Below are 15,556 nucleotides of genomic sequence, written 5' to 3' on the forward strand. Positions count from 1 at the left end.
CCCGCGAGCGCACTCTGCGACGCGGGTAGGCTCGATGTCCATGCTCGTCACAGCGTTCGGACTGGTCGGCGCGTTCGTCTACGGCGCAGCCGACTTCCTCGGCGGCCTGGCCTCCAAACGCATCTCGCCCTTCGCCGTCACCGGCATCGCGGCGTTCTCGGGGCTCGCCGTGCTGCTCGCCGCCTACCCGCTCGTCGGCGGCGCCTGGTCGGCCGAGGCCGCCCTCTGGGGAGGCATCTCGGGAGTCTCCGGAGCCATCGGCATCTCGTTGCTCTACGCCTGTCTCGCGGTCGGGCCCATGAGCATCCTCTCGCCCCTGACCGCGGTCGTGTCAGCCGTCGTTCCGCTGTCGGTCGGGCTGGCTCGCGGTGATGCGCTCGGGCCCATCGGCTACATGGCGATCGCTCTCGCACTCGTCGCCGTTGTGCTCGTGGGCTTCGTGCCCGAGAAGGGGGCCGTTCGGCCGAGCCTTCGCGGCGTTCTCATGGCCATCGGATCCGGCGCCATGATCGGTGTGTTCCTGATCGCCATCGACGTCGCACCCGCCGACTCCGGACTCGTACCCCTCTTCTTCAACAGAGCCGTGAACGGCGCCATCATGGTCGTGATCGTGCTGACGACCCTGATGGTCGCGCGGCGGCGATCGGATGCGCCGGCTCGGCAGACCGCCGCATCCGACGGGACTCCGCGGGCCGGTGTTCGCACCGCGGTTCTGCTCGCCCTGGCGTGCGGTGTCGCCGATGCGGCCGCCAACGGTCTGATTCTGACCGGGCTCCGACTCGGAGAACTCTCCGTGATGTCCGTGCTCGTCGCGCTCTACCCGGCGGGCACGATCGTGCTGGCCGCGATCGTGCTCAAGGAACGCATAGCTCCCCTGCAGGTCGTCGGGCTCGTTCTGGCGATCACCGCGGCGGGCATGCTGTCGCTCGCCTGAGGCAGGTCCGGATCGCCGGTTAGTTTGGTTACCCTGCCCTAAACTGGCGTGTGGAGGTCTGATGAGAAACGTGAGCACTCGGCTGCTCCTGACGTGCGCCGCTATCGGTGTCGCCGGGGGGCTCGTCTTCGCGATCAACGCGTGGATAGGCGGCACCGTCGCGGCACTCGCTCCTCTGTTCTACGGGTTCACGATCGGCGTCTACTTCCTTCCCGGCGTCGTGGCCCAGTACGTTATCAGGCGCGGCGGAGTCGCCCTTCTCACCGCGGCCGTCGCCGGGCTTGTCACCGCCCCACTTCAGCCGATCGGTTTCTGGGCGACGCTCATCGCCATCGCCATCGGCGCTTTCCAAGAGCTGTCGTTTCTCGTCACGAGGTACCGCCGGTGGAACACCTGGCTCTTCATCGTGGGCGGCATCGTGGCCGGAGTCGTCTGCGCCGCCGGCATGTACCGCACCCTTGCGGAAGACGCCCTCGACGCCTCCTCCGGAGCGATTCTCATGACCGGGTACTTCGTCGCCCCGGTCGTCTTCACGGCGATCGCGGTGCTGCTGGGTGCGGCCCTCGTGCGCACGGGCGTGGCGCGCGGCCTGCGAGCAGAGCGCGCACGCGTTACTCCCGCCGCGTGACCGACGACCGCGTCGGCCACCCGGAGCCGACGACCGACGAGGCGACCGCTCCGATCGTGCGCGTGCAGTCCGTGTCGATCCGGCACGAGGGTCGCGCGGCGGCGACACCGTCGGACGTGACCTTCGATGTCGCGCCGGGAGAGGTCGTGCTTCTGCTCGGGCCCTCGGGCTGCGGCAAGTCGACCCTCGCCCTTGCCCTGAATGGTCTGGTGCCCCACGCGGTTCCCGCCGAGCTCGCGGGCACCGTGACGGTGGGCGGGATGCGCACCGCCGACGAGACGGTCGCGCGTCTCAGCGAGCGGGTCGCGATGGTCTTCCAAGACCCCGACTCGCAGATGGTCACGGGCACGCTGCTCGACGAGGTGGCGTTCGGCCCCGAGAATCTGCTCGTCGACCGCGACGAGGTCCTCGCGCGCGCGGAAGAGAGCCTGCGCCAGGTGGGCCTGTGGGAGCGCAGGGGCGACAACCCCGACCTCCTGTCGGGCGGCGGCCGGCAACGTCTCGCGATCGCGTGCGCTCTCGCCATGAAGACGCCCATTCTCGTTCTCGACGAACCGACGGCCAACCTCGACCCGGCCGGAATCGAGGAGGTCTATGCGGTTCTGCGTCGTCTGGTCGAGACCGGCGAGCACGCGATCGTGCTCGTCGAACACAACCTCGACGCCGCCATCGATCTCGTCGACCGCGTCATCGTGCTCGACGCCCAGGGTCGACTGGCCATGGAGGGCCCGACCAGGCAGATCCTCCTCGACCGGGTCGACGAACTCCTCCGGCTCGGCGTCTGGCTGCCCGTGGCGCTGCTCGCGGCGCTGCGCCTGCGCGATGCCGGAGTGCCGATCGACCCGCTGCCGTTGACGCCGCGCGAGCTGACAGACGCTCTCGATGCCCAGGATGCCCTGCCCACGTTGGCCGCGCCGGTACCGGGTTCTGTGGTCGGCTCGTCGCACCGTGCCGACGACGACGAGCCGGCCGTGCTCGTGACCGCACTCGATCTCGACCGCGGGCGCACCCGCATCCTGAACGGGATCGATCTCAGGATCGAGCGCGGCTCGTTCGTGGCGATCGTTGGCACGAACGGCGCAGGCAAGACCTCGCTGCTGCAGGCGATAGCCGGAGTGATCCGCGCTCCGGCCGGGCGCATCCGCGTTCTCGGAGTCGACCCCGCCAAGGCCGACGCCCGAACGCTCGCACGCACCATCGGCTTCGTCTTCCAGAACCCGGAGCACCAGTTCATCAAGGCGACCGTGGCCGAGGAACTCGCGCACGGACCGCAGCTGCAGGCCGTACCCGCCGCAGACATCGAGACGCGTGTGTCGAATATGCTCGACCGCTTCGGGCTGCAGGAGCTGCGCGACGAGCACCCCTTTCTCTTGTCGGGCGGCCAGAAGAGACGACTCTCGGTGGGCACGGCCCTCATCGACGGTGCACCCCTGCTCGCCCTCGACGAACCCACGTTCGGCCAAGACCGGGCACGGGCGGCAGAACTGCTGGCGCTGCTCGACGCGCTCAACGCGGAGGGCACGACGGTGCTGGTCGTCACCCACGATCTTCAGCTGGTCGCCGAGCACAGTAGCCACATTCTTGTTCTCGACTCGGGCCGGGTCGCGGCTTTCGGACCCACGGCGGCGGTGCTGGCCTCCGACGCGCTCGAGACGGCCGGGTTGCGCACGCCGCCGCTCGCGCGCGCATTCCGCGAGGTCGCGCGTCATCCGGAGTGGCGAGCCGTGACTCGGCTCGGCGACCTGCCCGCCGGGGCGCCGTCGTGACGGCGGCGAGCGCATCCGTGACGCACCAGAAGGCCGATCCCTACGCGGCGCCGCGCGACTACGGGCCCGTGCGCTTTCTGCATCGCCTCAATCCCCTGTCCAAGATCGCGGCGCCCCTGCCCGCAATGGGTCTACTCCTCTTCGCCCGCGACATCGCGACGCCCCTGCTCTTCTGCGTCGTCACCCTGCTGATGCTCCTGATCGGGGCGCATCTGCGGGCTCGAACGGTGCTGCTGCTCGTGGCGGGCATCCCCCTGATCATCGTCGTCATGTCGGTGAGCTTCGGTATCTGGGCGGATCCTTCGCTGGTCAGCGACTCCCCCGTGCTCATCGAGGCCGGGCCGGTGCGCTTCACGATCGGCGCCTGGCTCATCGGCCTGGCCACGGCCCTTCGACTGGCAGCGATCGTGCTGCTCGCGCTTGTCGGCGGATTGACATCGACCGGTCCCGACCTGGTGCGCTCTCTCGTGCAGCAGCTCCGCGTGCCCTATCGTCTCGGCTACACGGCTCTCGCCGCGTTCCGCTTCGTGCCGCGCTTCGGCCACGAGCTCGACGTGATCAGGCAGGCGCATCGGGTTCGGGGTATCTCGGATGGGCGAGGCCCGATCGCGGCGGTCGCCCGAACGGCCGGCTACGTCGTTCCGCTGCTGGCGGGGGCGATCAGGCACGCTGAGCGTGTGGCGTTGGCCATGGACTCGCGAGCGTTCGGCGCGCATCCGACCCGAACGGAGCGCTATACGATCGCGTTCCGCGCGCGAGACTGGATCTTCATCGCCGCATTCTGGGCGCTGACCGCGGTCGTCATCGTGCTGTGACCATGACACTCTTGTGAATTGTTCCAACTAGGAATACCGTTCTCATCGAGCGTCACCGGTGCCTCCTACGATTGACGCACACAGCCTTCGCTCCTGTCGTCATCGTGAGGAACCCCCGTGCAACTCGTCCGCCTGGTCCTCCACCACCTCAAGCCCTACACGGCATGGGTCGTGGCGGTCGTCGTCTTCCAATTCATCTCCACGCTCGCGGCGCTCTATCTGCCCAGCCTCAACGCCCAGATCATCGACAAGGGCGTCTCGACGGGCGACACCGACTTCATCTGGTCGACCGGAATGACCATGATCGTCGCCTGCCTCGTTCAGGTGGTCACCGCCATCGCGGGCATCTACTTCGGCGCGCGAACGGCCATGGCGGTCGGCCGCGATCTGCGGCGCGAGATCTACCGTAAGGTCGATTCCCTCGGAGCCATCGACGTGGCGAAATTCGGCACCGCCACGCTCATCACCCGCGGCACGAACGACGTGCAGCAGGTGCAGATGCTGGTGCTGATGATGCTCAACTTCATGGTCTCGACGCCCATCATGTGCATCGGAGGAATCATCTTCGCGCTGCGCGAAGACGCTGGCCTCTCGTGGCTCGTCTGGGTCTCGGTGCCTCTGCTCTTCATCATCGTCGGGTTCCTCGTCTTCCTCCTCCTCCCCCTGTTCCGTCTGATGCAAGACCGCATCGACGGAATCAACAGCGTGCTGCGCGAGCAGATCATGGGCATCCGTGTGGTGCGGGCCTTCGTGCGCGAGCCGTTCGAGTCCGAGCGCTATCAGCGCGCCAACGAGGCCATCACCGTGGTCTCGATCAAGGTCGGCAACATCTTCGTGCTGATGTTCCCCGTCATCATGATGATCCTGCACCTCGCCACCGCCGCCGTGCTCTGGTTCGGCGGGCAGCGGGTCGACGCAGGCGACATCCAGGTGGGGTCGCTCACCGCGTTCCTCCAATACCTGCTGCAGATTCTCACCGCCGTCATGATGGGTGTCTTCATGGTCATGATGATCCCCCGGGCAGTCGTCTGCGCCGAGCGCATCACCGAAGTCCTCTCCACCGACCCGAGCATGGCTGTGCCTTCTCGGCCGGCGCCGGTCGTTCCCACCGTCGGCCGTGTCGAGTTCAGCGACGTCACGTTCGGGTACCCGGGAGCCGAGCGCCCCGTGCTCGATCGTGTCTCCTTCGTCGCCGAGCCGGGCAAGACCACGGCGATCGTCGGCTCCACGGGAGCCGGCAAGACCACGATGCTCAACCTGATCCCGCGCCTGTACGACGCGCAGTCAGGCAGCATCACCATTGACGGCGTTCGCGTCGCCGACCTCGACCGGCGCCAGATCGCCCGCCTCGTCGGCCTCGTGCCGCAGAAGCCCTACCTGTTCTCGGGCACCATCGCATCCAACCTGCGATTCGGGCGGCCTGACGCGAGCGACGACGAGCTGTGGCAGGCCCTGCGGGTCGCCCAGGGCGAAGACTTCGTGAGAGCGAAAGAGAAGGGTCTCGACGATCCCATCTCGCAGGGCGGCACGAACGTGTCCGGCGGCCAGCGACAACGTCTCTGCATCGCTCGGGCGCTCGTCGCCGATCCGCAGGTCTATCTGTTCGACGACTCGTTCTCGGCGCTCGACGTCGCGACCGACGCACGACTGCGGCAGGCCCTGTTCGAGGCCACGCGGGGAGCGACCGTGATCATCGTCGCGCAGCGCATCTCGACCATCCGATCGGCCGACCAGATCCTCGTCGTGAACGACGGCGTGATCGTGGCCCGTGGTACGCACGACGAGCTGCTCGACGAGAGCGAGACGTACCGCGAGATCGTCGGATCGCAGATGAGTGTCGAGGGGGTGGCCTGATGGCCCGCAACACCAAGAAGAGCTCGGCGCCCGACGAGACGCCCACCGCCATCGACGAACTCGTCGACGACGAGTTCGACAGAGACTTCGTACCGACAGAGGCCGACGGCGACATGTTCGGCGGCGCGCCGGCGAAGAAGGCCCAGCAGTTCTGGCCGTCGGCCAAGCGACTCATGGGCCTGCTCGGGCCAGAACGGGTCAAGATGAGCATCGTCGTCGGACTCGTGGTCATCTCCGTCGTCCTCACGGTCATCGCGCCCAAGATCCTCGGCCAGGCGGTCGACACCATCTTCAACGGCGTCATCGGCTCACAGCTGCCCGCCGGAGTACCGCTCGCCCAGATCGTCGCCGAGACCCGAGCATCGGGCAACAGCGACTTCGCCGATCTGCTCGAGAAGTCCAGCATCGTTCCCGGTCAAGGCATCGACTTCGTTGTTCTGGGGCGCTTGATCATCATCGTTCTATTGATGTACATCGTCGCGTCCGCCCTCAACTGGGCCCAAGGCTACGTGCTCAACGGCCTCGTCATGCGGGTGGTCTTCCGGCTACGCCAAGACATCGAGGTCAAGCTCAACAAACTCCCCCTGAGCTACTTCGACTCCCGGCAGCGCGGCGACACCATGTCGAGGGTGACGAACGACGTCGACAACATCCAGGCGGCACTGCAGCAGGCGTTCTCTCAGCTCGTGCAGTCGGCTCTCACCGTGCTCGGCATCGTCATCGTCATGTTCATCGTGTCGTGGCAGCTGGCGCTGATCGCGTTGATCGCCCTTCCCCTCTCGGCTGTGATCGCGGGCGTCATCGGCGCTCGCTCGCAGAAACTCTTCGCCGCTCAGTGGAAGAACACGGGCGCCTTGAACGGTCATATCGAGGAGTCGTTCTCTGGTCTCGAACTGGTGCGCGTGTTCGGCCGCGACAAAGAGATGGTCAACGAATTCGACGAACGCAACGAGAAGCTCTACAGCGCATCGTTCGGCGCGCAGTTCGTCTCTGGCATGATCATGCCAGCCATGACCTTCGTGTCCTATCTGTCCTACGTTCTCATCGCCGTCGTCGGGGGTCTGCGCGTCGCATCCGGGCAGATGACCCTCGGCGACGCGACCGCCTTCATCCAGTACTCTCGTGAATTCTCGCAGCCTCTGGGGCAGATCGCCGGCATGGCCAACATGTTGCAGTCGGGCGTGGCATCGGCCGAGCGCACCTTCGAGCTCCTCGACGCCGACGAGCAGCAGCCCGACGAGGTCACCGCCGAACTGCCGGCGCGCACCGACGGCCACGTTCGTTTCGACGACGTCTCGTTCAGCTACGACCCCGAGAAGCCGCTCATCGAATCGCTCTCACTCGAGGCCAAACCGGGGCAGACGGTCGCGATCGTCGGCCCGACGGGAGCCGGCAAGACAACCCTGGTCAATCTCGTGATGCGTTTCTACGAGTTGACGGGCGGGCGCGTCCTGCTCGATGGCGTCGACATCACCCAGCTCTCTCGGGGCACTCTGCGCTCGCGCGTGGGAATGGTTCTGCAAGACGCGTGGCTGTTCGAGGGAACGATCCGCGAGAACATCCGCTACGGGCGCCTCGATGCCACAGACGACGAGGTGATCGAGGCGGCCCAGGCAACCATGGTCGACCGGTTCGTACGGCAGCTTCCCCTCGGCTATGACACCGTTCTCGATGCCGACGGAGGCAGCGTCTCTGCGGGCGAGCGGCAGCTCATCACCATCGCGCGTGCGTTCATCGCCAATCCATCGCTACTCATCCTCGATGAGGCCACCTCGTCGGTCGACACGCGCACCGAGCTCCTGGTGCAGCACGCCATGGCGGCCCTGCGAACCGACCGTACCTCGTTCGTCATCGCGCACCGACTGTCGACCATCCGCGACGCCGATACGATCCTCGTGATGAACGGCGGTCGCATCGTCGAGCAGGGCAGCCACGACGAACTGCTCGAGGTGCGTGGCGCGTACTACTCGCTGTACATGACCCAGTTCCGAGGCGAGGACGAACCGACTGGCCAGCCCGCCGTCGATTCTCCACTCGACCCATCATCTGAAAGAGAGTGACCCCTATGGATTGGACCCTCGAAGTCGTCGTTCTCCCTGTCTCTGACATCGAGCGCTCGATCGCTTTCTACCGTGATCGACTGGGTTTCGTGCTCGACCACGATACCCAGACGCCGCAGATGCGTGTCGTCCAGCTCACGCCGCCCGGCTCGGGATGCTCGATCGTTCTCGGCATGTCCCAGATGGAGCCCGGGTCGATGAAGGGCCTGCAGCTCGTCGTGTCCGATGCCAGCGCCGCGAGAGAGCAGCTTCTCGAGAATGGGGTCGAGGTGAGCGAGCTCACGGTCTTCGACGCCGAGCGCGACGGAGGAACGTTCTTCTTCTTCGACGATCCCGACGCGAACTCGTGGGCCGTGCAGCAGATGGCGGTGCGGGCCGCCAAGCCCCTCATCCCGACCGACGCTCGCTGACGCGGCATACCGCCCGACGCTCGCTGACGCGGCATACCGCGTGACGCATCCGCGTCAACGACGAAGCGCCCCCATCCGCAAGGATGAGGGCGCTTCGCGTTGCCGCTGTGGCAGGAATTACGGCGTGTCAGTCACGATGAGTGACTAGACGCTGCGCAGATCGTCGAGCAACTGGTCGCCCGGGCGGGCGTTCACGGTGTTAGCACGGATCTCCGCGCGGCCGAGCAGCTCATCCATACGACGCTGGCGCGAACGGTTGATGAGCGTGATGACCATGCCCTTCTTGCCCGCGCGGCCGGTGCGGCCGGAGCGGTGCAGGTAGGTCTTGTACTCGTCGGGCGCGTCAGCCTGGATGACCAGGTTGATGTCGTCGACGTGAATACCGCGGGCGGCCACATCGGTCGCGACCAGCACGTTGACCCGGCCGCTGGTGAGCAGCTGCAGGTTGCGGGTGCGGCGCGACTGGTTGAGGTCGCCGTGCAGGCTGGTAGCCGGGATGCCGGCGTCGTCGAGCTGGTCGGCCAGCTCCTCGGCGAAGGCACGGGTGCGGGCGAAGACCAGGGTCTTGCCGGGGCCAGACGCGAGCTGCTGGATGATCTCGCGCTTGTCGCGCTGCTCGATGAGCAGCACGCGGTGGTCGATCGTGGAGGAGGCCTGGTCTTCACCGGCGACCTCGTGCACGGCGGGGTTCACGAGGAACTCGTTCACCAGCTGGGCCACGCCCTTGTCGAGCGTCGCCGAGAACAGCAGACGCTGTCCGCCGTCGGCGACCAGGCGAAGGATGCGCTGCACCGGCTCGAGGAAGCCCAGGTCGCACATGTGGTCGGCCTCGTCGAGCACCGTGATGGTGACCTTGGAGAGGTCGAGACGGCCCTGCTCCACGAGGTCCTCGAGACGGCCGGGGGTCGCGATGATGATGTCGGTTCCGCGCTGCAGTGCCGAGACCTGCTTGAACTGCGGTACGCCACCGAACACCGTGGTGGTGTTCAGGCCTACGGCCCGAGCGATGGGCTGCACCGTGCGGTCGATCTGCATGGCGAGCTCGCGGGTCGGGGCCAGGATGAGGGCGCGGGGAAGACGGCCGGGCTTGCGGCCCTTGGCTCCACCGTTCTCCATCAGACGCTCGACGACCGGTGCGCCGAAGGCGATGGTCTTGCCGGAGCCGGTCTTTCCGCGACCGAGCACGTCTTTTCCGGCGAGCACGTCGGGGATGGTCGCAGCCTGGATCGGGAACGGGCTGAGCGCTCCCATCGACTGGAGCTGGCGCTCGATGTTGTCGCCGAGACCCAGGTCCTTGAACGAGACTCCCTCGACCTCGACGGCCGTCGTGGCCTGCGCTTCGAGGCGCTCGAGCACGACGTCGTCTACCGGCGCGTGTCCGGCGGAGGGGCGGTCGTCGCGCTTCGGGTAGAAGTCCGAACCGCGGTCGTTGCTGCGCTGCGGACGGTCACCATACGACGGGCGCTCAGTGCGTGCGGGGCGGTCACCGTACGAAGGGCGCTCGGTGCGAGCCGGGCGGTCACCGTACGAAGGACGCTCGGTGCGGTCTCCATAGGAGGGACGGTCATTGCTGCGCTGCGGGCGGTCACCGTACGAGGGACGCTCTGAACGCTGCGGACGGTCACCGTAGGACGGACGCTCGGTGCGTGCCGGACGGTCACCATAGGAAGGACGGTCGTTGCTGCGCTGCGGACGGTCACCATACGAGGGACGCTCTGAACGCTGAGGACGGTCACCGAAGGAAGGACGCTCGGTGCGGTCTCCATACGAAGGACGGTCATTGCTGCGCTGCGGGCGGTCACCGTACGAGGGACGCTCTGAACGCTGCGGACGGTCACCGTAGGACGGACGCTCGGTGCGAGCCGGACGGTCACCRTACGAMGSACGGTCATTACTGCGCTGCGGACGGTCACCATACGAAGGACGCTCTGAACGCTGCGGACGGTCACCGTAAGAAGGACGCTCGGTGCGAGCCGGACGGACGGTCACCATACGAAGGACGCTCTGAACGCTGCGGACGGTCACCGTAAGAAGGACGCTCGGTGCGAGCCGGACGGTCACCATACGACGGACGGTCATTRCTGCGCTGCGGACGGTCACCGTAGGACGGACGCTCCGAACGCTGCGGGCGGTCGCCGTACGAGGGGCGCTCGGTGTTGCTGTAGGCGGGGCGCTCCGAGGAGCGAGCGGCGCGCTCATCGGCGTTCCAGCGGGCCTTCTTGGGCGCACCGGATGCGGGCGCGGCCTGGTAGCCGCGGTGGCCGGGCGACTTGCTTCCCGACTTCGAACCGTTCGGCACGTAGTTCTTGGCAGGCTTGAATCCGCCGGATTTGTTGGTTTTAGGCATGGTACTTTCCGGGTTTTATTAGATTGCATGGCAAAACGACAACCGGAATTGGTTGTAACTTCGCTAGAACCCGGAATATCTTCAGTCCGGGGCCGTGTCATACGTTGACAATTCCTTGTGAGCAACGGGGATATTCGTATACGACACGAATGACCGCTGGTCAGTGCGTCCATACACTGACAAAGGAAAACCGGCCCACCAGACTTACAAACCCTTCCGCGATAAAATCGCGGTGTCTAGAGCCGACCTGTAAACGTTACACGTCGCGACGCTCTTTGTCACTCGCTTCTCTCGGATCGGCCCCGTGAACGCGAACGTGCGAGGCCCCCGAGGGAGCCTCGCACGTCGTTCGGTGCTGAAAGTCGACTACGCGTCGAAGCGCGCACCCTCGGGCTTGGAGGGCAGGATCGTGAGAATCAGAACGATGATTCCACCCACGATGGGCACCAGGGCCAAAAAGACGAAGAAGCCGGAGAAGTTGGCATCGTGGAGACGGCGGACGAGGACAGCGATCGACGGAACGATCGTGGCGAGAGCCCAGATCAGAGTCAGGATACTGAAGATCACGTAGCCGGCACCGGGGCCCTGATACGTTCCGTCAGCGGCGACGCCGCCTGCACCACCGGTGACCAGGGCGAGCAACTGAAGCACGCCGGTGACGATCAGCGACACCAGGTACCACCACCAGTACTCACTGAGGCTCGCGCGACCCGTGAACGTGGCGTACTTCTTGAAGAAGCGGCGAACGGCGTCGGGAAGCGAGGCTCCGTAGAGCGGAGCCGAAAGGGGGACGGCGCCGGAGTATCCGGCCTGAGGCGTGGTCATCATGTGCTCCTGTGGATTCGACGAGAATTGATCATGATCCTAGGGAACACTCGGGTCATCCGATACAAGATCATCGGTTGTTACGTCGCGCGTCGCTCCCCGTTCAGGACGACCACTGATTACTCGACGACGGCGGGGTCGCTCATCCTCCGCACTCCGGGCGCACCGGCGCCGTCTCCCTCTTCGCGTTCGATGCGGCGCACCTTGCGTCGCTCGAGCCATCCGTAGACCACCGAGTACAGCACTGGGAGCACGAGCAGCGTGAGCACGGTCGACGAGACCAGCCCGCCGATGACCACGAGCGCGAGTGGCTGCGAGATGAAGCCGCCGTGACCGGTGAGCCCCACCGCCATGGGCAGCAGTGCGAAGATCGTGGCGAGCGCCGTCATGAGAATCGGCCGAAGCCTGCGGCTCGCACCGTCGATCAGCGCCTCGCGCACGGTGCGCCCCTTCTCGCGGTACTGGTTCACCAGGTCGATGAGCACGATGGCGTTCGTCACGACGATTCCGATGAGCATCAGCACACCGATGATCGAGGGCACGCCGAGCGGGATTCCCGACACGAGCTGCAGGATGATCGCTCCCGTCGCCGCGAAGGGCACCGACACGAGGAGGAGCACCGGCTGCAGCAGGCTTCGGAACGTCGCCACCATCACGACATAGACGATGAGGATCGCGACCAGCAGGGCGATTCCCAACTGGCTGAAGGCATCGCCCTGGTCGCTGGTCACGCCGCCGAGAGTGGCAGTGGCCCCCGCGGGGAGCTTGGTGTCGTTCACCGCCGCCTGCACCTCCGCGCTTGCGGTGCCGAGGTTGTCACTCGCCGGCGTCGCCGTGATCGTGGCGGTGCGAACTCCCTTGACCGTCGTGATCGAGGCCGGCCCGTCGACGGTCGCGACCGACGCGACCGAATCGAGGCGAACCAGGCCTGCCGCACTGGGAATCTGTAGCGCGGCGAGGTCTGCGACCGTTGCCGGCGAGGTCTGCGACTGGATGTACATCGTGTAGCTGGTGTTGTCGATGAAGATCGTGCCGAGGGTCTGCGGTTGCATCGCCTGCGACACGATGCCACCCACGACGGTCTCGCTGAGCCCGGCCGAAGCAGCCTTGACCCGATCGACGGCCACAGCGATGTAGGGCCTCGAGTTGCTGAGGTTGCTCTCGCTCTGCGTGATCGCATCGAGCTTCGAGACCTTTGCCAGAATGGCATCGGATGCCTTCTGTAGATCTTCCGCACTGGTCGCGGTCACGTCGACAGCGATGTCACTCGACGTTCCGAGCCCGGCCGACGCCGCCACCTGGATGTCGCCGGCGTCGCTCGTCTTCTCGAGCGTCGAGCGCACGGTCTCGGCGAGCGCGTCCTGGTCGGCGCTCTCATCCGTGGTGATCGAGTAGGTGATCGCCCCCGCTCCCCCGCCGACGAAGGCGTCGCGCAGCGCGGAGCCGCTCGAACCGATGCTGAGCTGCACCGTCTCGATTCCCTTGATGCCGAGCAGCGCCTTCTCGACCGTCTGGGCGGCCGTGTTCTGCGCATCCAGGCTCGTGCCGACGGGCACCGTCTGCGTGACGGTCAGGGTGTTCTGGCCACTCGAACCGAGGAAGTTGGTCTTCATGAACGGGGTGAGACCGAGCGTGAGGATGAGCAGCAGCCCAGCCGACACGAGGGTGATGACCGGCCGCTTCAGCGTGGCCTCGAGAATCGGCAGGTAGCGCTTCTGCAGTGCAGACGGCTTCTCCTCCTCCGCGACCACCTGCTCCTGACGGCGGGCACGACGAGACTCGAGCCCTGTGGCCGGATCGACCGGCGCGACAGGGGCGGATGCGACGGCGTGCGCGTGACTCTTCGCCTTGCGTGAGCGAAGGAACCAGTAGGCGAGCACGGGCACGATCGTGAGCGCGACCACGAGGGAGGCGAGCAACGCGATGGTGACGGTGAGCGCGAAGGGCCGGAACAGCTCGCCCGTGGTTCCCTCGACGAAGGAGATCGGAAGGAACACGGCCACCGTCGTGATCGTCGACGCGGTGATGGCGCCGGCCACCTCGCGAACGGCCTCGACGATGATGGCGGCTCGCGCGGCCCCCGCCCGGTCACTGCCGCCCTGCATGCGGGCCACACCCTCGGGTGAGGCCAGATGCCTTCGGATGTTCTCGATCACCACGATGGAGTCGTCGACCACACGGCCGATGGCGATGGTGAGCGCGCCGAGGGTGAGGATGTTCAGCGAGTAGCCCGCGGTCTGCAGGCCGATGAAGGTGATGAGCAGCGAGGTGGGGATGGAGATCGCCGTGACGAGCGTCGACCGGATCGACAGCAGAAACACGAGGATCACCACGACGGCGAAGAAGAGACCGAGCAGCCCCTCCTCGGTGAGCGCCTGGATCGACTGCTGGATGTAGGGCGCCTGGTCGAACACCACCGTGAAGGTGGCGCCGTCGAGAGCGGTCTTGAGCTTCGGAAGCAGGTCTTGAACCGCGTTCGAGACCTCGACCGTGTTCGCGGCCGGCAGCTTCGTGATGGCGATGGTGAGCGCGGGCTTGCCGTCTACCCTCGAGATCGACGTGACCGGGTTGTCGGTCAGCGCCACGGACGCCACGTCGGCGATCGTGTAGACACCGCCTTCCGGCTTCGGCGTCGCCCCGAGCGGCAGGCCCTGGATGTCGGCGACGCTCGTGAGCTTCGCTCCGGCCTGCACAGACAGGGTCTTGTCGTCTTCGGTGAGCGAGCCCGCCGGAATGAGCAGCCCGTTGTTCTTGACGGCATCCCGGATCGCCTGTGTCGACAGGCCGGCCGCGGCCAGCTTCGTCGTGTCGGGCTTGATCGTCACGCGCTGACCGATGTCTCCCACCAGCTGCGCGTCACGCACACCGGCCACGTCGGTGATGTCCGGCAGCGTGTTCGACCGGATCAGTGCCGCGAGCGCCTTCGTGTCTGTGCTGCCATCCGCCGGGGTCACGGCGATCTGCACGACGGGGAAGTCGTCGATGCCGCCGGAGAGAACCTGGGGATCGAGGTCTTCGGGCAGGGTCGCCTTGATGCGGTTGATCGCCTGGTTGATCTTCTGCTCAGCGGTCGCCAGATTGGTGCCGTACGTGAAGGTGGCGCTGATGATCGAGAGATTCGTGCTCGACGTGGCCGTCGTCGTCTCGATGCCAGCGACGCCCTGAATGGCCGTCTCGATCGGAACCGAGACATCGTCGTTGACGACCTCGGGCGACGCTCCGGGGTAGTTCGTCAGCACGGCGAGCTGCGGAAACTCGATCGACGGAATGAGCTCCTGCTTCAGGCTCGTCAGCGCGAGACCGCCGAACACGGCCGCCACAATCGTGACGAGCGCGATCAACGCACGGTTCTTCATGCTGAGAATGGCGAGAAAATGCACAGGGATACCTTCTGTCGAGCGGCGCGGCGACCGTTTCGCGAGCTGTCTCAACTATGACATCCGGCGTCGTTCCAGCCGCACCCGCGAGGCCATGCTTACGGCGAACAGGTCCGCGGCGCAAGGCGTTGTGGCACTGAACGATCCCGGCGAAGATCAGAGCATGAAACGTATCCTCTACAGCGGCGGCGCCGTCGTTACCGGCGACCAAGTGGCGGATGCCATCCTCGAATACGCGAGCGAGCTCGCACGACAGGAATCCAGCGACACCCTCGACGTGCCCAGTATCAACGACGCCGGCACGCTCGTCCACACGCAGTTGCTGCTCGGTCCAGCGAGCCAGTTCATCGTCGAAGAGGTCGACACCGCGACCGAAGACCCGATCGACCTCGGCCTCGTGCAGAAGATCAGCGACAGGACCGCTCATCTGCAGGCACCTCGACCGGTCGCATCGAGCAACACCTCGGACTACCCCGACCTCGACGACCCGACCGAGGTCCCGAATCCGCCGCTGGCCTGAGGCGTCCAGCGTCTGACGCC

At 66.2% G+C, this 15,556-nt stretch carries 10 protein-coding genes and 1 pseudogene; 8 read left to right on the forward strand and 3 right to left on the reverse strand.

The features are described from left to right. Nucleotides 1-40 precede the first annotated feature (40 nt). The 7 genes from ASE64_RS08210 (at nt 41) to ASE64_RS08240 (ending at nt 8,467) form a co-directional block, all read left to right on the forward strand. The gene (locus tag ASE64_RS08210) at nt 41-934 is read left to right on the forward strand and encodes an EamA family transporter (RefSeq protein WP_055778630.1); all 894 of its coding nucleotides are present in this window, start codon (nt 41-43) and stop codon (nt 932-934) included. Between the two features lie 61 nt (nt 935-995). Next, on the forward strand, nt 996-1,562 hold the full coding sequence (locus ASE64_RS08215; RefSeq protein WP_055778633.1) for an ECF transporter S component: 567 nt from the start codon (nt 996-998) through the stop codon (nt 1,560-1,562). Continuing rightward, nucleotides 1,559-3,328, forward strand: a complete 1,770-nt coding sequence (locus tag ASE64_RS08220) for an ABC transporter ATP-binding protein (protein ID WP_055778636.1) — start codon at nt 1,559-1,561, stop codon at nt 3,326-3,328. The genes ASE64_RS08215 and ASE64_RS08220 overlap by 4 nt, the downstream gene beginning before the upstream one ends. Continuing rightward, nucleotides 3,325-4,143, forward strand: coding sequence for an energy-coupling factor transporter transmembrane component T (locus ASE64_RS08225; RefSeq protein WP_082466000.1), 819 nt, complete (start codon nt 3,325-3,327; stop codon nt 4,141-4,143). Before ASE64_RS08220 ends, ASE64_RS08225 begins: the two co-directional genes overlap by 4 nt. 117 nt (nt 4,144-4,260) lie before the next feature. Continuing rightward, nucleotides 4,261-5,997, forward strand: a complete 1,737-nt coding sequence (locus tag ASE64_RS08230) for an ABC transporter ATP-binding protein (RefSeq protein ID WP_055778639.1) — start codon at nt 4,261-4,263, stop codon at nt 5,995-5,997. Then, entirely contained in the window at nt 5,997-8,057 is a 2,061-nt protein-coding gene (locus ASE64_RS08235; RefSeq protein ID WP_055778642.1) for an ABC transporter ATP-binding protein, read from the forward strand. The genes ASE64_RS08230 and ASE64_RS08235 overlap by 1 nt, the downstream gene beginning before the upstream one ends. A gap of 5 nt (nt 8,058-8,062) precedes the next feature. Continuing rightward, on the forward strand, nt 8,063-8,467 hold the full coding sequence (locus ASE64_RS08240) for a VOC family protein (protein ID WP_055778645.1): 405 nt from the start codon (nt 8,063-8,065) through the stop codon (nt 8,465-8,467). Nucleotides 8,468-8,611: 144 nt separating this feature from the next. Here the strand turns inward: ASE64_RS08240 and ASE64_RS08245 are convergent. The 3 genes and pseudogenes from ASE64_RS08245 to ASE64_RS08255 all read right to left on the reverse strand — a co-directional run bounded on the left by ASE64_RS08245 (nt 8,612) and on the right by ASE64_RS08255 (nt 15,019). After that, a pseudogene (locus ASE64_RS08245) lies at nt 8,612-10,814 on the reverse strand (DEAD/DEAH box helicase). Between the two features lie 366 nt (nt 10,815-11,180). After that, complete coding sequence (locus ASE64_RS08250; protein ID WP_055779827.1) at nt 11,181-11,639, reverse strand: DUF805 domain-containing protein; 459 nt, start codon at nt 11,637-11,639, stop codon at nt 11,181-11,183. A 119-nt stretch (nt 11,640-11,758) separates the two neighbouring features. Then, complete coding sequence (locus ASE64_RS08255) at nt 11,759-15,019, reverse strand: efflux RND transporter permease subunit (RefSeq protein WP_055778648.1); 3,261 nt, start codon at nt 15,017-15,019, stop codon at nt 11,759-11,761. Between the two features lie 160 nt (nt 15,020-15,179). Between ASE64_RS08255 and ASE64_RS08260 the strand changes: the two genes are divergently transcribed. Beyond that, nucleotides 15,180-15,536, forward strand: coding sequence for a hypothetical protein (locus tag ASE64_RS08260; RefSeq protein WP_156351718.1), 357 nt, complete (start codon nt 15,180-15,182; stop codon nt 15,534-15,536). Nucleotides 15,537-15,556 lie beyond the last annotated feature (20 nt).

Source organism: Agreia sp. Leaf210 (assembly GCF_001421485.1).
Classification (GTDB): Bacteria; Actinomycetota; Actinomycetes; order Actinomycetales; family Microbacteriaceae; genus Agreia.

Coding starts and splice junctions, on each gene's coding strand:
- ASE64_RS08235 (WP_055778642.1), top strand. CDS start 5,997: ATGGCCCGCAACACCAAGAAGAGCTCGGCGCCCGACGAGACGCCCACC.
- ASE64_RS08240 (WP_055778645.1), top strand. CDS start 8,063: ATGGATTGGACCCTCGAAGTCGTCGTTCTCCCTGTCTCTGACATCGAG.
- ASE64_RS08260 (WP_156351718.1), top strand. CDS start 15,180: ATGAAACGTATCCTCTACAGCGGCGGCGCCGTCGTTACCGGCGACCAA.
- ASE64_RS08210 (WP_055778630.1), top strand. CDS start 41: ATGCTCGTCACAGCGTTCGGACTGGTCGGCGCGTTCGTCTACGGCGCA.
- ASE64_RS08215 (WP_055778633.1), top strand. CDS start 996: ATGAGAAACGTGAGCACTCGGCTGCTCCTGACGTGCGCCGCTATCGGT.
- ASE64_RS08250 (WP_055779827.1), bottom strand. CDS start 11,639: ATGACCACGCCTCAGGCCGGATACTCCGGCGCCGTCCCCCTTTCGGCT.